This is a genomic window from Streptomyces sp. NPDC037054, from assembly GCF_055606745.1.
The window spans coordinates 399,264-417,143 of the sequence record NZ_JBVJSJ010000001.1 but is presented as its reverse complement, the minus strand read 5'-3'; the positions used below and the strand labels follow the sequence as shown (position 1 = coordinate 417,143).

The following is a 17,880-nucleotide window of genomic DNA, read 5'->3' as shown; positions in this document are numbered from 1 at the left end:
TATGAATATGCCTCCAGCATATTCATACGATTTTACTACCGGACCTCGGCGTCGTTACTCTCTCCTGCCCGGTCGATCTTGGGTGATCGGCCATCGTTGACGTACCGAGGAAGTGCACGTGTACAAGGGCTTCTTGAAGAAGACGGTCGTCCCCTTCTGCGTCCTGGCGGTCTCCTACGGAACCGCGGAAGTGCTCCGTTGGATGTGGGTGACGCCCGCAGGCGCGTAAGCGTCCCGGAGCAGCGGGCGGTCACGGGCCCGCCGCCTCCTCCGCGTGGTGGCGGGCCCGGTCCGGGCCGGTGCGGAGACGGATGGTCCGGGCCAGGCCCGCCAGGGCGTCCGCCACGCCCATCGGGTGGTCGATGTTCCGGGCCACCTCCAGTGCTTCCTCGTATTTCCTCAGCGCCGCGTCCAGGCGGCCCGACTCGCGCTGGACGTCCGCCAGGCCGAGGAGGGCGCGCAGGCGCTCGAACGGGTTGTCGATGTCCGACGCGACCCGCTCCGCCATCGTCAGGTGCAGCAGTGCCTCTCCCCGGCGTCCGGACTGCGCGTAGGCCGTGCCCATGCTGATCAGCACGTCGGCCACGCCGAGCGCGTCGCCGCCGGCGCGATGCGCGGCCAGGGCCCACTGGAAGCAGGCGAGCGCGCGGTCCGTCTGGCCCTTCGCCTGGTACACGACGCCGACGTTGGTTTCCAGAGTGGCCAGATCGCCGCGACCGCCGTGCTCCAGCATCAGCTTCCGGGACTGTCCGTAGCACTCGAGGGCCTCGTCGTAGCGCTCCTGGCGGCACAGGAGTTCCGCCCGATTGTTCAGCGCCTGCGCCAATCCGTAGGGGTCCGGCAGCTTTTCGTAGAGGTCCTGCATGAGCCGGACGCGTTCGTCGGCCGCGGCATACTCGCCGGCGTAAAACAGCACGGCTCCCTGAACGTTGAGGCATTCGGCCTCGCCCGCCCGGTCGCCGATCTCGCGGTACAGGGCGAGGGACTGTTCGAGGTCCTGCATCGCCCTGCCGCCGTGGCCGCCCGCGAGGTGGGCGCGTCCCGACTGGAGGAGCGCGTCGGCCCGGCCGCCCGTGTCCCCGGCTTCCCGGTAGAGCGCCAGCGCCTCGGTCGCGCAGCGCAGGGCCTCGCCGTGGTTCCGCTGGGCCAGCAGGTCCGCGCGGTCGGTGAGGGTGCGGGCGAGCGCGGAACGGTCGCCGCAGGCGCGCAGCACCGGTACGGCGGCGTCGAAGAGTTCCGTCGCGATGTCCGGCGTGCCCCACAGCTTGAGGGTTCTCGCCAGCACGCGCGGGAACAGCGCCGCGTACGCCGGGTGTCCGGCGGCGGCCGTGCGCGCGGCGGCCAGCAGGTTGGGGCGCTCGACGGTCAGCCACACCGTGGCCTCGTCCTTGTCGGAGAAGGTGAGGGCGTAGCGGGAGTCCGCGGTCTCCGGTGTCGGCGGGAGCGGTCTGCGGTGCGGGTGGGTCAGGCGGTCGGCGCGGTGGGCCGTGGTGAGGTGGTGGGCGACGAGGCGGCCGGTCGCCGCGTGCCGGGTGTCCTCGGGATCCGTGAGCCGGCCGACCCGCAGGCCGAAGGCGCGGGTGAGGTCGTGCAGCCGGTAGCGCCCGAGCACGGGTTCCTCCAGCAGGCTGGCGTCCAGCAGTTCCTCGACGCACCTCTCCAGCGGGCCCATGTCCGTGCCGAGGTCCCGGCCGGCCAGCGCCGCCGCCGCGGGGAGCGTGATGTCGGGGCCGGGGTGCAGGGCGAGCCGGCGGAACAACCGCTGCGCGGGCGCGCCGAGTTCCTCGTACGAGAAGTGGAACACCGTGGACATCAGGCCGTCGAACTCGTTGAGCGGGTCGGCCGCGCGGGCCAGCCGGTCGAGAAGGTGCCGCAGGTCCCACGCGTGCCGGTGGCGGAAGCGGCTCGCGAGGAGCTGCACCGCGAGCGGGAGGCAGCCGCAGGCGTCCACGATGTGTTCCAGTACGTCCCGTTGGCCGGACACGCGTGAGGCGCCGACGATCCTGGTGAACAGGGCGCTCGCCTCCGCCCGGGACAGGGCCTCCACGGGCAGGGACGACGCCCCGTCCAGCCCGGCCAGCCTGCTGCGGCTCGTCACGATGACGCGGCAGCCGGGCGATCCGGGCAGCAGCGGCGCGACCTGGGACGCGTCCCGGGCGTTGTCGAGGACCACGAGCGCGCGGTGCCGGGCCGTCCACTCCCGCCAGCGGGCGGCCCGCTCGTCCGGGGTGTCCGGCAGTTCGCCGGTGTACCCGGCCGACTGCAACAGGGTGGCCAGGGCGTCGGCCGGGTCGAGCGGCTGCTGGCCGCTGAAGCCCCGCAGGTCGACGTAGAACTGCCCGGCCGGGTACGCCCCGGTCCCGGACAGCCGGTGCGCGGCGTGCAGGGCCAGCGCGGTCTTGCCCACGCCCGGCATGCCGTGAACGACCGTGATCGGCAGCGCGGTCGGGGGCGTCGAGGGCGTTGGGGCGGTCCCCCCGAGCGTGTCGAGGAGGATGCGCAGCTCCGCCGTGCGGCCGGTGAAGTCCCGGGTGTCCCGGGGGAGGCAGTTGCGGGGCGCCGGGTCGACCGGCGCGGGCGGGCCACCGCGTACGGGCGCCGCTCCAGGATGCGGCGGCCCTGCCTCGGTCCGGGTCACCGGGTGGGGTTCCGTCTCGGTTCCGGTCATCGGGTGGGGTCCCGTCTCGGTTCCGGTCATCGGGTGGGGTCCCGTCTCGGTTCCGGTCCCCGCATGGGGTCCCGTCCCGGTCCCGGTCCCCGTGTGCGGCCCTGTTCCCCCAGTCCCGGCCCCGCCCCCGCCCCCGCCCCACATCAACGTGGCGTCCTGTTCGAGCATGCGGACGTGGAGTTCCCGGAGTTCCTTGCCCGGCTCGATGCCCTGGTTCTCCCGGAGGCCGGCACGCGCCTTCCGGTACGCCTCCAGTGCCTCGTCGTGCCGTCCGGAGCGGTACAGGGCCAGCATCAGGGAGCTGATCACCCGCTGGGCGAACGGAGTCTGCGCGGCCAGTTCCCGGAGTTCGCCGACGAGGTCCGCGTGCCGGCCCAACTCCATTTCCAGGCCGATGCGTTCCTCCCGTACCCGGCGGTGGTCCTCGACCAGCCGGGCGCGCACCGCCATGGCCCACGCGTTGTCGGCGAACTCGGTCAGCGGCTCGCCCCGCCACAGGGATTCGGCGGTGCGCAGCATCGCCACGGCGACGTCCAGCTCGCCCCGCGCGGCGGCGGCCGACGCGTCCTTCCGCAGCCCCTGGAAGCGCAGCAGATCGAGGTGTTCCGGCGCGGCCCGCAGCTGGTACAGCCGTGCCGAGGGCCGGTGGACGCTCGCCAGGTCCTCGCCGACCGCCCGCTTCAGCCGGCCGCGCAGCCGGGACAGGTAACTGTGCAGGGTGTCCACGGCCGTCGGCGGCGGCTCGCCGTTCCAGAGGCGGTCCATCAGGGTGTCCGCGGTGACCGGTTCGCCCCGGGCGTGCACCAGTACGGCCAGCACGCAGCGCTCTTTGAGCGAACCGAGTCCGTGTTGCCGACCGCCGTGCCACAGTTCGAGAGGTCCCAGAGCAAGAAGGTCCACCATCACCCCCGACGGGCGTGCTTCTTCCTGCCGGCTTCGGCAGTGCCCGCACGTGTGTGCGGCACTCGGTTCACTGTTCTGCGGGTGCAGGGGCGGTGGACAGGGGCGCACCGAAGCGCGACGGGCGCACGGGCCGTGACGCGCCGCGTCCAGGGCTTCCACCGGAGTGCAGGATTCCTGCAAGCCCGCCGTCCACCCCCCGGGGCACATCCCCCGCACGGCGGCGAAACGTCGCCGCCGCGGTCGTCACGAAGAAGAACCACACGAAGAAGAACCGCACGCAGAAGAACCGGGGGAGTTCAAGGATGAGCGTGACAGTGCCCGAGCCGCTCTGGCGCCATGTGCCGGTCCGTCTGGACGTCGAGCGGTGGGCGACCCGCCGGACCCGCAAACGGGTCCTGGTCGTGGTGCACACGGTGATCGCGGGTCAGCGGCTGCTCGACGCGATACGCCTGCTGGAGGGGGACATCAGGGTGCAGACCTTCTTCACGCAGGCACCGGACGTGTTCGGCAACGGGGTGGCGGAGTTCCTGGACCGGCTGGGGGGTCTGGTCCTGCCGTGGAGCCAGGCGGTCCAGACGACCTTCGACCTGGCGCTGGCCGCCAGCTACGGCAGTCTGCACGAACTGCACGCGCCCGTGGTGGTCCTGCCGCACGGCGCCGGGCACAACAAGGTCACCCCGGCGGGGCAGGCGGGCCGGCCGGTGGCCCAGCGGGGTGTGTACGGGCTGAGCAGGCAGCGGCTGGTGCGGGACGGCGCGGTGGTGCCGGAGGTGATCGTGCTGGCCCATCACGAGGAGGTGACCAGGCTGGGCCATGAATGTCCCGAGGCGGTGCCGGTGGCGGAGGTGGTGGGCGATCCGTGCTTCGACCGCGTCGCCGCCAGCATGTCGTCGCGGGCGCTGTACCGGGAGGCGCTGGGTGCCGGGGCGGACCGGCGGCTGGTGCTCGTCTGTTCCACGTGGGGGACCGACTCGCTGCTGGGGCAGGGCTGGGAGATCCTCGAACGCCTGGTCGCGGAGCTGCCGGCGAGCGAGTACCGGGTCGCCGCCCTGCTGCACCCGCACATCTGGAACGCCCACGGCTACTGGCAGGTGCGCTCCTGGCTGGCCGAACTGGCCCGCTCCGGGCTGGTCCTGGTCAGTCCGTACGCGGACTGGACCGGCGCCGTCGTCGCCGCCGACTACGTGGTGGGCGACCACGGGTCCGTCTCGCTCTACGGCGCCATGACGGGCGTACCCGTGCTGATGGCGGGCCGGCCCGACGCCGACGTGGACCCGGGTTCGCCGCTGGCCGAGCTGATGTCGTTCGCGCCGCGGCTGCGCGGGGACCGGCCGGTCTACCACCAGCTCAAGCGGAGCACCGCGGCCTGCGGTGCGCACCGGTACGAGCGGGTCGCCGCCCGGATCACGTCGGAGCCCGGCCAGTTCTCCCGCAAGATGCGCGCGCTGCTCTACCGCAAGCTCCGGCTGCGCGCGCCCCGCAGGCGGACGACCACCGAACCGGCGGGCCTGCCCCGCACCGTGCGCTACGACGCGCCGGGCAGCGTGGCGGCGCCGTGGTGACGCCGACGGCCGCACCCCGGGTGGCGGACGGGGGGCCAGGCTTACGAGGGCCTCTGCGCCGGGTCCGTACGGTGCTGCACCCCGTCACCGGGAAGGCGGCGGTCGACGAGCACGTCCGGGTCCGGCTGACCCCGGGGGAGGAGGAGCAGCGGGCCGCGCCGCTCGGCGACGTGCTGGTCGCGCACGCAACGGGTGGTGCGCGCAGGGCCGCGGAGGTGGCGGCCGCCCATCCCGGCGCCCTGGTCGTGGCGGTTCATCGCGGCGGCCGCTGCTGGATACGGCTGAGCCCGGACGGAACCGTGCTGCACCTCGAAGTCCGGGGCGGCCAGGGCCCGCCGGAGGAGGTGTGGGAGGGCCTCGCCTCGCTGGCGCACTCCTGGCTGGCGGCCGGACTGACGGGCGCGGCGCTGCGGTCCGTGACCCGCTTCGTGGTTCACGCGTCGGGCGCGTCGCCCTCCAGCCGCAGCAGGCACCGCCGGGTGGCCTCGGCCTCCTCCGAACTCGCCCTGCCCACCGAGGAGTAGAGCTCCAGCGCCTCCCGGCAGTGGTCGCGGGCCACGTCCCGCTGCCCGCGCCGCTCGGCGAGTTCGGCGAGGCCGCCGAGGGCGCGGGCCGTCTCGTAGTTCGCGGCCATCGCACGCAGGGTCCCCAGGGCGGAGGCCAGCAGGCCCTCCGCCTGGTCCAGACGGTCCAGACGGTCCAGACGGTCCAGACGGTCCAGACGGTCCAGACGGTCCAGGCGGTCCAGGCGGTCCGGGCCGTCCGGGTGGTCAGGGTGGTCAGGGTGGTCAGGGCGGTCGGGACCGTCCAGATGGTCCGGGCGGTCGGGGCCGTCCCGGCCGTCCAGACCGTCCCGGCGTTCCGAGCCGTCCCGGCCGTCCCGGCCGTCCAGTGCGAGGTGCGCGCGGCCCAGTGCCAGGGCCGCGCGTGCGGCGTTGTACGTGTCGCCCGCCTCGTGCAGCGTCGCGCGGGCTGCGTCGGCCTCGGCGACGGCTTCCTCGGCGCGCCCCGCGGCGAGGGCGACGTCGGCGAGGTTCAGCCGGGCGAGACCGCCGGCCCGCCGGTCCCCGCACTCCGGCAGTTCGGCGGCGGCCCGCGCGAACAGGTCCGCGGCCTCGTCCAGGCGCCCCAGCCGCTGGAGCGCGAGGCCCCGGTAGTTGAGCGTGCGGGCCCGGCCGAGGCGGTCGCCGCTGTCCCGGAACAGCCGCGCCGCGCGCTCGAACATCAGTAGGGCACGGTCGTGGCGCCCCGCGCCCAGCTCCCCGACCCCGCCCGACGTGAGCATCCGGCACTCGGCCGCCACGTCCCCCAACTCCTCGGCCGCCGCCAGCCCTTCCTCGTGCGCCGCGCGCCAGTCGTCGTAGAACTTGCGCCGCAGGAACAGCGGCCACAGGGCGTCGGCGAGCTGCCAGGCGACGGTCGGGAAGCCCTCGGCGCGGGCCCGGCGGAGCACCGCCATCAGGTTGGGCAGTTCCCGCTCCAGCCAGTCGAGGGCGGCCTCGGCGTCGTCCCCGACGTCGGCGGCGGCCACCGGCGGCGACGCGTAGTCGCGGGCCATCGTGCGGTGCTGCGGGTCGACGATCTCCTCGGCACGGGTCGCCCCGGCCAGGTAGTGGTCGGCGATGCGCCGCAGGGCGTCGGCGCGCTCCGGCGCCGGCTCGTGCTCCTCGGCCTTCGCCACGGCATGCAGGCGGACGAGGTCGTGGAAGCGGTGCCGCTCCTCGCCGGCGGCGAAGAGGAGGCTCGCGTCGTGCAGCGTCTCCAGCAGGTGCTCCGCGTCCCCGTCCGACGACGCGAGCACCGCGGCGGCGACCGGGCTCCCGAACTCCGGGCCCGGATGCAGCCCCAGCAGCCGGTAGAGGCGGGCGGCCGGGGCGGGCAGCGCCTCGTACGACAGGTCGAGCGCCGCGCGCACGCTGTGGTCGCCGTCGATGGCCAGGCCCTCCAGCCGGTCGTGCTCCGCGGTGAGCGCCCGGACCATCGTCGTGATGCGCCGCTCCGGACGCGCCGCGAGCCGGGCTCCGGCGACCCGGACCGCCAGCGGCAGCCCCGCGCACAGCTCGACCAGGGCACGCGCGTCCTCGGGCTGCGCCGCGACCCGGCCGTCGGCGAGGGTGTCCGCGAGGAGTTCCACGGCCGCCTCGTGGTCGAGCGGCTCCAGGTGGAGGGGGCAGCAGCCGTCGACGGTCAGCCCCGGCATCCGGCGGCGGCTCGTCACCGCCGTCACGCTGCCGCCCGCGGGCAGCAGCGGTCTCACCTGGGCGGCGGACGCGGCGTCGTCGAGCAGCACCACGAGGCGCCGCTCGGACGTCAACGACCGGTACAGCGCGACCCGTTCGGGAAGCGACGCGGGAACCTGCGGGGCCGGCACCCCCAGGGCGCGCAGGAAACGGGCCAGCACCTCCGCCGGGGACGTCGGCCCGGCCGGCGACTGGTCGCCCAGGTCCGCGTACAGCTGCCCCGCCGGGAACTGCGGGCGCAGGGAGTGCAGCCACTTCAGCGCCACGGCCGTCTTGCCGACCCCGCCCAGTCCGCTCAGCGCGGCGAGCGCGGGCCGTCCCGACCGCGCGGCGTCGGCCCGGTGCCGCTCCAGGGCGGCGAGTTCGCGTGTGCGGTCGACCACGTGCACGGTCGCCGGCAGCTGCCACGGCGTCTGCGGCGCCGGGCCGGCCGCCTCGGAGACGACGCGGATCCCGCCGTACACCGTGCCCGCCTGGATGGCCGGGCCGTGCACCGTGCCGCTCAACTCGTTGTGGGAACCCAGCTCGTGGCGCCGCACCCGTCCCCCCAGCCGTGTGTAGGTGCCCGTTCCTCGGAGAGATCCTTTCCGCACACCTGCTCGATATCCATGGATCGAGGAACTCGCCGCGGAGGGATCGGGGGAAAGGCCGCCCCGGCACCGGCCGTTCGCCCGGTGATCATGCCGGGAGACTATGCCAATGGAATGACCCGACCTTCCCGCGAAGGCCCGCCGCCCGGTCGGCGGGCTCCGCGTCCGGCCGGTGTCGGTGGGCAGTGGGACGATGCCGGGAGCAGATGAGGCACCAGGAGTGAGGCGGGGCGCATGGGGCGGGACGAGCGCGAGGTGGTGGGGCGGGGCGCGCGGCTGGCCGAGGCCGCCGGGCGGGTCGCCGGGGACCACGAGCGGGCCCTCGCGGACGTGCGGGAGGCGCTGCGCCCGATCCACGACGGGCTGGCCGAGGAGGAGCTGCGCCGGATACCCGTCGCCCGGCTGAGGGACGTCACCGAGGGGCGGCTGCGGCTCGGGGAGCTGGAGAAGGGCGGCTTCGGGACCGTCCAGGACGTGCTGGCCGCCGGGGCGTACCGGCTGCGGCAGACCCCCGGCGTCGGACAGCGCACCGCCGAGCAGGCGGTCGCGGCGGCCCGGCAGATCGCCGACGCGGTACGGGACTCCGTCGCCGTGCGGATCGACGTCGACCATCCCGAACCGCGCACCACCGCCCTCGTCGTCGCCCTGCACGTCCTGGTCGAGGCCGGCGCCCAGGCCCGGCGTGCCGCCGAGACGGGTGCCGCGCTCGCGGCGCGGCTCGCCCCGCTGCTGGCCGACGCCCGGCCGCTCACGGGGCGCTGGCGGTCGCTGTTCGCCGGGAGCGAGAAGCGGGAGCGGGCGCGGGCGGCCGTCGCGGAACTGCGCCGGATCTGCGAGGAGGCCGAACGGGACGGCGTGCCCGGGCAGGTGGCGCAGGCCTCCGTCGACCTGCTGCGCCGGCCCGACAGCGACCTCGCCGCCTGGGTCGACTTCGAGCTGCGCTCCGCCGAGTACTACAGCCTCCTCGCGGAGATCTCCGGGCGCGGGCCCGACAGCGCGGCGGCCGAGGGCTTCCTGCCCGACGACGTCGCGGAGCGGGTGCGGGAGCAGCGCCTGAACGACGCGCACTGCTCCGTCTCGCTGCGCGGCTACCAGGCGTTCGGCGCCCGGTTCGCGCTCGCGCAGCGCCGGGTGCTGCTCGGGGACGAGATGGGGCTCGGCAAGACCGTGCAGGCCATCGCCGCGCTCGCGCACCTCGCGGCGGAGGGGCGGAGCCACTTCATGGTGGTGTGCCCGGCGAGCGTCCTGATCAACTGGACCCGGGAGATCGAGACCCGCAGCATCCTGCGGGCCATGCCGCTGCACGGGCCCGACCGGCAGGAGGCGTTCGCCGACTGGAAGGAGCGCGGCGGCGTCGCGATCACCACCTTCGACGCGCTGCGCGGCTTCCCGACGCCCGGCGGCGGCGAGATCGGCATGCTCGTCGTGGACGAGGCGCACTACGTCAAGAACCCCGAGACCCGGCGGTCCGCCGCCGTCACCGCGTGGGCCGGAGTCTGCGACCGGGTGCTGTTCCTGACCGGCACGCCGATGGAGAACCGGGTCTCCGAGTTCCGCAACCTCGTACGGATCCTGCGGCCCGACTTCGCCGACTCCGTGGACGACCAGGACTCGGTGGCCGGGTCCAAGGCCTTCCGCAAGGCCGTCGCCCCCGTCTACCTGCGCCGCAACCAGCAGGACGTGCTGACCGAACTCCCCGTGCTCCAGCACACCGACGAGTGGGAGGAGCTCAGCGCGGCGGACGAGGAGGCGTACCGGGAGGCGGTGCGCGCGGGGAACTTCATGGCGATGCGCCGTGCCGCGTACGCCCGCCCCGAGCGGTCGGCGAAGCTCGGGCGGCTGCGGGAACTGGTCGAGGAGTCGGCCGAGAGCGGCCTGAAGGTCGTCGTCTTCTCCGCGTTCCGGGACGTCCTCGACGCGGTGCGCGGCGCGCTCGACACGGGGTCCGGGCGGCTGCACGGGCCGATCACCGGCAGCGTGCCGCCCGCGCGGCGCCAGCAGTTGGTGGACGACTTCTCCGCCGCCGACGGCCACGCGGTGCTGCTTGCGCAGATCGAGGCGGGCGGCGTCGGGCTCAACATGCAGGCGGCGTCCGTCGTCATCCTCTGCGAGCCGCAGATCAAGCCGACCATCGAGCACCAGGCCGTGGCCCGCGCCCACCGCATGGGGCAGGTCCGCTCCGTGCAGGTGCACCGACTGCTCGCCACCGGCGGCGTCGACGAGCGGATGGTGCGGATGCTGGAGAACAAGACCCGCCTCTTCGACGCCTACGCCCGCCGCAGCGCGGTGGCCGAGTCCACGCCGGACGCGGTCGACATCTCGGACGTCTCCCTGGCCCGCCGCATCGTGGAGGAGGAACAGGCCCGCCTGGGCGTGACGGTGCCGGTGCCGGCCCAGGACGCGGCACCCTGACCACCGGGCCGCGTCGACCATCTCGACCAGGTTCGGGCCGATGTGACGGCGTGGCAGAAGCGCAGCCGGAGCACCGCGTTCGACGCGTGAGCCGCAGGTCACTGGGCCGGTGCCGCACGCGCGGGCACCGGCCCGGGCTGTCGTGGCGGTGTGGCATGTCTGTTAAGTCCGTGCACGGCCCCTTGTGCAATTCCTGTGGAAGCCTCAATCTTTCGGCTGACGCACAGGCGCGTCCGGCACACGGCGTTGACATGCCCCTGCCATGCGCGCCTGTTCCGTCGTGCGTTGATCAACCGCACCATCCCCACACCCAGCGCAGCACCGATTGAGGAGGACCCCTCAGATGGCAGTGATGCGTCACGCCCGGCGAAGACTGACCGCTATCGGCGCGGTGGCCTCGGCGGCACTCGCCGCGAGCCTCGTCTCCGCCCTCCCCGCCGGGGCCGCCCCGGCCGAAGGCCGCATCCAGTACGAGGGCGCGGCGAACGCCGTCGCCGACAGCTACATCGTGACCCTCAAGGCCGACCGGGCGAAGTCCGGCTCCGCCGAGGGCCGCGCCGTGGCCAAGAAGTACGGCGCCGCGATCGAGCGGACGTACACCAAGGCCCTGAACGGCTACGCGATCGAGGCCTCCGAGACCGAGGCGAAGCGCCTCGCCGCCGACCCGGCCGTCGCCTCCGTGGTGCAGAACCGCACGTTCACCATCGCCGGTACGCAGCCCAGCCCGCCCTCCTGGGGCCTGGACCGCATCGACCAGCGCAACCTGCCGCGGGACAACTCCTACACCTACCCGGACTCCGCCGGGCAGGGCGTGACGGCGTACGTCATCGACACCGGCGTCCGCATCACCCACAGCGACTTCGGCGGCCGTGCCTCCTACGGCTACGACGCCGTCGACAACGACAACACCGCCCAGGACGGCAACGGCCACGGCACGCACGTCGCCGGCACGGTCGCGGGCAACGCGTACGGCGTCGCCAAGAAGGCGAAGATCGTCGGCGTCCGCGTGCTGAACAACTCCGGTTCCGGCACCACCGCCGGTGTCGTCGCCGGCATCGACTGGGTGGCCCGCAACGCGGTCAAGCCCGCGGTCGCCAACATGTCCCTCGGCGGCGGCGCGGACAGCACCCTCGACGCGGCCGTGCGCAACGCCGTCGCCTCCGGCATCACCTTCGCCGTCGCGGCCGGCAACGAGAACACCAACGCCTCCACCAAGTCCCCGGCCCGGGTGACCGAGGCCATCACGGTGGGCGCCACCACCTCCACCGACGCCCGCGCCAGCTACTCCAACTACGGCACGGTCCTCGACCTGTTCGCCCCGGGCTCGTCGATCACCTCGGCGTGGCACACCGGCGACACCGCCACCAACACGATCTCGGGCACGTCGATGGCGTCCCCGCACGTGGCCGGCGCGGCGGCGCTCTACCTGGCCGACAACCCCGCGGCCACGCCCGCCCAGGTCTCCTCGGCGCTGACGTCCGCCGCCACCACCGGCGTCGTCACCAGCCCCGGCACCGGCTCGCCGAACCGCCTGCTGTACGTCGGCAGCGGCGGCACCACCCCGCCGCCGACCGGCCCGCGCTTCGAGAACACCGGTGACTACGCCATCAACGACAACGCCACCGTCGAGTCCCCGGTGACCGTCTCCGGCGTGTCCGGCAACGCCCCCTCGGACCTGGCCGTCGAGGTCAACATCGTCCACACCTACATCGGTGACCTCCAGGTCCAGCTCGTCGCCCCCGACGGCACGGCCTACACGCTGAAGGCCTACGGCACCGGCGGCAGCGCCGACAACATCAACACCACGTACACCGTCAACGCCTCCTCGGAGCTCGCGAACGGCACGTGGAAGCTGAGGGTCAGCGACAACGCCTCGTGGGACACCGGCCGCATCGACGCCTGGGCGCTGCAGTTCTGACGCACCCTCGCCCCGTGAGGCCGTCCCTCACTCCGTGAGGCAGGCCTTCCCTCCGTGAGGCAGTCCCCGGCTCCGTGAGCCGGCCGCCTCGTCCCCGCGCTCCGGGCTCCGGCCCGGCGCGGGGGCGGGGCGCACTTGTTGGTGGTGTGACGGCGCTTATAGCGGGGAGAAAGTGCCTGCGTAAAGGGTGTGGTGGGCGCAAGTCATCACATCGGGTGATTCTCTGGCCTTTACTTGCATGGCACAACCTACGGTTGCCAGGCTGTTGCTGTCTGTACAACCTGATGGGAGCGGCCAGTGACATTCGGTGAGCAGCCGGCGTATCTGCGTGTCGCGGGTGATCTCCGCAAGAAGATCGTCGACGGCCTGCTGCCCCCGCACACCCGCCTCCCGTCGCAAGCCAGGATCCGCGAGGAGTACGGCGTCTCGGACACGGTCGCGCTGGAGGCCCGCAAGGTGCTGATGGCCGAGGGCCTGGTCGAGGGGCGCTCCGGCTCGGGGACGTATGTGCGGGAGCGGCCCGTGCCCCGCCGGATCGCCCGCTCCGGGTTCCGCCCCGCCGGGGGTGCCACGCCGTTCCGGCAGGAGCAGGCCGACCTCGGCGTGCGCGGCACCTGGGAGTCCAGCAGCGAGCAGACCGGGGCCTCGCGGGGCGTCGCCGAGCGGCTCGCCATCAAGCCCGGCGACCGCGTGATGTGCACGAGGTACCTGTTCCGGGAGTCCGGCGAGGCGACGATGCTCTCCACCTCCTGGGAGCCCCTCGCCGTCACGGGCCGCACGCCGGTGATGCTGCCCGAGGAGGGCCCGCTCGGCGGCACGGGCGTCGTCGAGCGCATGGCCGCCATCGACATCGTCGTCGACAACGTCGTGGAGGAGGTCGGCGCCCGCCCCGGCCTTGCCGAGGAACTGCTCCTGCTCGGCGGCGTCCCCGGACACGTCGTCCTCGTCATCCAGCGCACCTTCTACGCCTCCGGCCGTCCCGTGGAGACGGCCGACGTGGTGATCCCGGCGGACCGGTACCGGGCGGCGTACCACCTGCCCGTGAAGTAGGCGCGTACCTCCTGCCCGTGAAGGCGTACCCCTGCTCCGCAGGGGGCGCGTTCCGGGGTGCGCCGGGTGGCGCGTGAGCGTGACGCAGCCCACTCCGCGCGCCGGACCGTCCGTCGCCCCCGGGGCGCCCGCCCGGCCCCTTCGCTCCCAACTCCGTTGAGATTCCGCCGTTTTCGCAGGTCCGTCCCGACGCGGGCGGCATGCCGCTGACCAAACGCGTCGCCCTTCCGGGGCGGCGCATTCGGCGTTGTGCGCCCCCTGGTGCCTGGCCGGTTGCGTACCTCTTTGTGAGAAGCCGTATTCGCTCCGTGAAGGTTGGGCGTAGGCTCGGGCATATGCGGGTTGCGGTTTCCGTATCGGGCGGGGCGCGGCGTGGGCCGCGGGCGGGAAATGGAGGGGCGCGATGAACGAGGGCACGGTCACTCTGCCCTGGCTCGTCGTCCGGCAGGACGACAACGGCAATCGCTACCGCGTGGGCAGATACGCGACCCGGGCGGAGGCCCAGAAGATCGCCGACAGCCTCGACGCGCGCGGCCACAAGCGGCTCTACTGGGTCGAGAAGATCGGCCAGAGCGACGCGGGCGACAGGCTCTGAGCGCCGGCCCGCCGGATCGGCCCGAGCCCGGAACCGACCGCACATCGGCTCCCCGTAGGCTCGCGGCATGACCGAACGGATCGTGGTGGCCGCCGCCCTGCTCGACGGCGGCCGGCTGCTCGCCGCCCGTCGCAGCGCCCCCGCCGAGGTGGCCGGACGCTGGGAACTGCCCGGCGGCAAGGTCGAGGACGGGGAGACCCCCGACGCGGCCCTGGTGCGCGAACTGCGCGAGGAACTGGGCGTCGAGAGCGAGACCGGCGCGCGCGTCCCGGGGCAGTGGCCGCTGAAGCCGCCCTACGCCCTGCACGTCTGGACCGCCCGGCTGCTGCCCGGTTCGCCCGCGCCCGAGACCCTCGAGGACCACGACGAGCTGCGCTGGCTCGGCCCCGACGAGATCTGGTCCGTCGACTGGCTCGACCAGGACGTGCCCGCCGTCCGTGCCGCCCTCGCCCACCTCGGCCCGGACGCGCAGTGATCCTCGCCCACACCGGCCCCGACGGGTAGGGGCGGACGGGGGGCCGGACCTCGGACGGGAGCACGCCGGGGGCGTGCCCGTGAGCACGTCGTACGCCGTTCGTGCCACAGTGCGCCCTCTTGCGCGGTACCCGCGCCCGGATATCGGGTATGTGGCCATTAACCCCACGAAACCGGACATGGGTGGGCTTGCTGGCCTGGGAAGTGATCGGCGTGATCGACACCGAAGGCGACTGCGCCGAGTGGACCTTTGCCGCGGACCCGGGCGCGGTCCGCACCGCTCGCGCCGTCGTGCGCGGCCAGTTGCGCGACTGGCACCTCGACAGCGTCGCCGACATGGCGGCGCTGCTGGTCAGCGAACTGGTCACCAACTCCCTGCGGCACGCCGCGGGCCCCATCGGAGTGCGCCTGGTCCGCCGCCCCTCCGGCCTGCCCGGCGTCATCCTCGTGGAGGTCTCCGACCCGCTGCCCGACCTGCCGCGCCGGCGCGCCGCCCGGCCCGACGACGAGAGCGGGCGCGGGCTGGAACTCGTCGCCATCTCCTCGCGCCGCTGGGGCACCCGCCCGGACGGAGCGGGAAAGACGGTGTGGTTCGAACTCGCGGTGCCCTGAAGGTCGCACGACCGGCGCACGCCGGCAGTCGGTGCCCCGCCGGGTGATTCGGCGACGTGTTCCCTGGTTAGAAGACTGGAAGTGTTGTCGCAGCCGGGTCCGAAAACCGCCGGAACCGTGCTGTGATCGTGAACACCGTGTCGCGCGGCGCCGTAGTGCTGGATACTGCGGGCAGCCGCCCCCGGTGACCGGTGCCGGACGCGGTGAGCTGGAGGGGACGGTTCGCGTGAGCGAGATACCAGCGAAGGCCACGGAGTCCGAGGACCCGGCGGGCGGCGCGAGAGGACGGGCCGCCGACGGCCTCGTCTCCGGCGATGCCCCGACCGGTGACGCGATGTGGCAGAGCAGCCCGCCCGGCTCGATCTACGACTACATCAAGGTCGCGTCCTTCTCCATCGGCGCCGACGGGCTCGTCGACCAGTGGAGCCTGCGCGCCGAGCAGATCTTCGGCATCCCCGCCGAGCGGGCCGTCGGCATGGACCCCATCGCCGTCTTCGTCGACCCCGACAAGCGGGCCGAGGGCCAGCGCAAGATGGCCGAGATCCTCGACGGCCGCGAGTGGACCGGCGTCGTCCCCTTCAAGGCGCCCGGCATCGGGCCCCGCGAGTACGGCGACGCCCTCGCCGAGGTGTACGTCATGCCGACGCGCACCGAGGACGGGGAGAAGGCCGCCGTCTGCATCGTCGTGGACGTCCGCACGCTGCGCAGCATCGAGACCGACCTCGCCGCCTCGCAGGCCATATTCGGTCAATCTCCGTTCGGCTTCCTGCTGATCGACACCGAGCTCAAGGTGCGCCGCGCCAACCAGCGGTTCGCGTCCGTCTTCGGCGGCTCCCCCGACGACCACCGCGGCCAGGGCGTCCACGACTATCTGCCGCGCGGCGAGGCCGAGCGGGTCGCCGCCACCCTGCGGCGCGTCCTGGAGACCGGCGAGTCCATCACGGACATGCACGTCACGGGCTTCGTGCCGGGCTCCGACGAGCGCCGCCACTGGTCCGTCAACCTCTACCGCGTGCACAGCGGTTCGGGCCGGCCCATCGGCGTCGCCTGGCTGGGAACCGACATCACCTCACGCCGCGCCGCCGCCCGCGAAGCCGCCGCCGCACGGCGCAATCTCGCCCTCCTCAACGAGGCCGGCGCCCGCATCGGGAACTCCCTCGACCTGGAGACCACCGCGCGCGAACTCCTCGACGTCGTCGTCCCCGGCTTCTGCGACGTCGCCACCGTCGACCTCTACCAAGGGCTCCTGGCCGGCGACGAGACACCGCCCGGCCTCGCCGACGGCAGCGCCGAACTGCGCCGCGTCGCCTTCGCCAGCGCCGTGGCCGACGCGCCGTTCGGCGGCACCGGCGACCACGTGGCCGTCGGCGCCGTCCACCACTACGCCTTCACCTCGCACTGCGCGGACGCCCTGCGCACCGCCCGGCCGCGCACCGTCCCCGGTGAGGACGGCGGACTCGTGCAGTCCACGCTCGCCGTGCCCATGGTCGCGCACGACACCGTCGTCGGCCTCGCGCAGTTCGCCCGGACCAAGGGCAGCGAGCCGTTCGGCGACCGGGACCGCGACCTCGCCGTGGAACTCGCCGCGCGGGCCGCCGTCTGCATCGACAACGCGCGCCTCTACCGGCGCGAGCACGAACGGGCGTTGATACTGCAACGGTCCCTGCTCCCGCCCGGCGACCCGGAGGCCTCCGGCCTCGACATCGCCTGCCGCTACCTGCCCGGCAGCGCCTCCACCGGCCGGCCCAGCGAGGTCGGCGGCGACTGGTTCGACGTCATCGAACTGCCCGGCCACCGCACGGCGTTGGTGGTGGGCGACGTGATGGGCCGCGGTCTGCGCGCGGCCGTCGCCATGGGCGAACTGCGCACGGCCGTCCGCACGCTGGCCCTGCTCGACCTCGAACCCGCCGAAGTCCTCTCCCAGTTGGACGAGATCGCCCGCGGCCTCGGCGCACCGGGCGGCGTCCAGCAGGCCACACGCGCGGCCCGGCGCCCCCGCGAGGCCGACCTGTCCGAGGTCTACCTCGCCACCTGCATCTACGCCGTCTACGACTCCGTCACCCGCCGCTGCACCTTCGCGAACGCCGGCCACCTGCCGCCCGTGCTGGTCGAACCCGGCGAGTCCGCGCTGATGCTCGACGTGCCGCCGGGCATGCCGCTCGGCGTGGGCGGGGAACCCTTCGAGGAGGTCGAGGTCGAACTCCCCGAGGGCGCGCTGCTCGCCCTCTACACGGACGGCCTCGTCGAGTCCCGCGACCACCCCCTCGACGAGGGACTCCAGGCCTTCGTCGGAGCGCTCACCGACCCCACCCGGCCCCTGGAGGACGTCTGCGACCACGTCCTCAACACCCTCGACACCCACCACGGCGAGGACGACATCGCCCTGCTCATGGCCCGCGTGCAGGGGCTGCCCGCCGAGTCCGTCGGCGACTGGACGCTGCCGCGCGAGCCCCGCAGCGTGGGCCGGGCCCGCGAGTACGCCCGCGCGCAACTGCTCAGCTGGGACATGGAGCCGCTGGTCGACACGACGGAACTCCTGGTCAGCGAGCTGGTCACGAACGCCCTGCGCTACGGCGAGGGCGACATCCGCCTCCGGCTCCTCCTCGACCGCACCCTGGTCTGCGAGGTCTGGGACTCCGGCCTGGTCCAGCCCCGCCGCCGCCGCGCCCGCGACACCGACGAGGGCGGCCGCGGCCTCCAACTCGTCGGCCTCCTCAGCGCGGCCTGGGGCTCCCGCCGCACCCCCCGAGGCAAGACGGTCTGGTTCGAACTCCCCCTCCCGGACGGCGAGACCAGCCTGACGGATCCGGCGGAGGCGTTGCTGAGTCTGTTCTGAGCGCCGGGACCCACCACGCT

The 17,880-nt window shown here is 73.8% G+C and carries 11 protein-coding genes; 9 read left to right on the top strand and 2 right to left on the bottom strand.

The window, feature by feature from the left end:
- Positions 1 to 250: 250 nt before the first annotated feature.
- Positions 251 to 3,571 carry an AfsR/SARP family transcriptional regulator gene (locus ACZ7D7_RS01845; protein WP_470821527.1) on the bottom strand — a complete coding sequence of 1,107 codons (3,321 nt, stop codon included), beginning with the start codon at positions 3,569 to 3,571 and terminating at the stop codon, positions 251 to 253.
- A 302-nt stretch (positions 3,572 to 3,873) separates the two neighbouring features.
- Between ACZ7D7_RS01845 and ACZ7D7_RS01840 the strand changes: the two genes are divergently transcribed.
- The gene (locus tag ACZ7D7_RS01840) at positions 3,874 to 5,133 is read left to right on the top strand and encodes a hypothetical protein (RefSeq protein ID WP_470821525.1); all 1,260 of its coding nucleotides are present in this window, start codon (positions 3,874 to 3,876) and stop codon (positions 5,131 to 5,133) included.
- Between the two features lie 71 nt (positions 5,134 to 5,204).
- Complete coding sequence (locus ACZ7D7_RS01835) at positions 5,205 to 5,657, top strand: hypothetical protein (protein ID WP_470821524.1); 453 nt, start codon at positions 5,205 to 5,207, stop codon at positions 5,655 to 5,657.
- Here the strand turns inward: ACZ7D7_RS01835 and ACZ7D7_RS01830 are convergent.
- Positions 5,567 to 7,912, bottom strand: a complete 2,346-nt coding sequence (locus tag ACZ7D7_RS01830) for an ATP-binding protein (protein ID WP_470821523.1) — start codon at positions 7,910 to 7,912, stop codon at positions 5,567 to 5,569. The two genes, ACZ7D7_RS01835 and ACZ7D7_RS01830, sit on opposite strands and share 91 nt — an antisense overlap.
- A 285-nt stretch (positions 7,913 to 8,197) precedes the next feature.
- Here ACZ7D7_RS01830 and ACZ7D7_RS01825 point away from each other — a divergent pair, with 285 nt between their 5' ends.
- From ACZ7D7_RS01825 to ACZ7D7_RS01795, 7 genes are all read left to right on the top strand, one after another.
- Complete coding sequence (locus tag ACZ7D7_RS01825; RefSeq protein ID WP_470821522.1) at positions 8,198 to 10,375, top strand: DEAD/DEAH box helicase; 2,178 nt, start codon at positions 8,198 to 8,200, stop codon at positions 10,373 to 10,375.
- Positions 10,376 to 10,718: 343 nt separating this feature from the next.
- Positions 10,719 to 12,293: a S8 family peptidase gene (locus ACZ7D7_RS01820; RefSeq protein WP_470821520.1), complete on the top strand. Its 1,575-nt coding sequence runs from the start codon at positions 10,719 to 10,721 to the stop codon at positions 12,291 to 12,293.
- A gap of 297 nt (positions 12,294 to 12,590) precedes the next feature.
- Positions 12,591 to 13,343 (top strand): GntR family transcriptional regulator, encoded by a 753-nt coding sequence (locus tag ACZ7D7_RS01815; RefSeq protein ID WP_470821518.1) that lies wholly within the window; start codon positions 12,591 to 12,593, stop codon positions 13,341 to 13,343.
- A 403-nt stretch (positions 13,344 to 13,746) separates the two neighbouring features.
- Positions 13,747 to 13,938, top strand: coding sequence for an SPOR domain-containing protein (locus ACZ7D7_RS01810; protein ID WP_470821516.1), 192 nt, complete (start codon positions 13,747 to 13,749; stop codon positions 13,936 to 13,938).
- 67 nt (positions 13,939 to 14,005) lie between these two features.
- Positions 14,006 to 14,413, top strand: a complete 408-nt coding sequence (locus ACZ7D7_RS01805; RefSeq protein WP_470821515.1) for a (deoxy)nucleoside triphosphate pyrophosphohydrolase — start codon at positions 14,006 to 14,008, stop codon at positions 14,411 to 14,413.
- A 182-nt stretch (positions 14,414 to 14,595) separates the two neighbouring features.
- The gene (locus ACZ7D7_RS01800) at positions 14,596 to 15,024 is read left to right on the top strand and encodes an ATP-binding protein (RefSeq protein WP_470821514.1); all 429 of its coding nucleotides are present in this window, start codon (positions 14,596 to 14,598) and stop codon (positions 15,022 to 15,024) included.
- A gap of 226 nt (positions 15,025 to 15,250) precedes the next feature.
- The gene (locus ACZ7D7_RS01795; RefSeq protein ID WP_470821512.1) at positions 15,251 to 17,860 is read left to right on the top strand and encodes a SpoIIE family protein phosphatase; all 2,610 of its coding nucleotides are present in this window, start codon (positions 15,251 to 15,253) and stop codon (positions 17,858 to 17,860) included.
- The last annotated feature ends 20 nt before the right edge of the window (positions 17,861 to 17,880 follow it).

Bases quoted from the DNA above. Each gene is read 5' to 3' on its own strand.
- ACZ7D7_RS01825 (WP_470821522.1), top strand. From the start codon at position 8,198: ATGGGGCGGGACGAGCGCGAGGTGGTGGGGCGGGGCGCGCGGCTGGCC.
- ACZ7D7_RS01805 (WP_470821515.1), top strand. From the start codon at position 14,006: ATGACCGAACGGATCGTGGTGGCCGCCGCCCTGCTCGACGGCGGCCGG.
- ACZ7D7_RS01845 (WP_470821527.1), bottom strand. From the start codon at position 3,571: ATGGTGGACCTTCTTGCTCTGGGACCTCTCGAACTGTGGCACGGCGGT.
- ACZ7D7_RS01810 (WP_470821516.1), top strand. From the start codon at position 13,747: ATGAACGAGGGCACGGTCACTCTGCCCTGGCTCGTCGTCCGGCAGGAC.
- ACZ7D7_RS01840 (WP_470821525.1), top strand. From the start codon at position 3,874: ATGAGCGTGACAGTGCCCGAGCCGCTCTGGCGCCATGTGCCGGTCCGT.
- ACZ7D7_RS01820 (WP_470821520.1), top strand. From the start codon at position 10,719: ATGGCAGTGATGCGTCACGCCCGGCGAAGACTGACCGCTATCGGCGCG.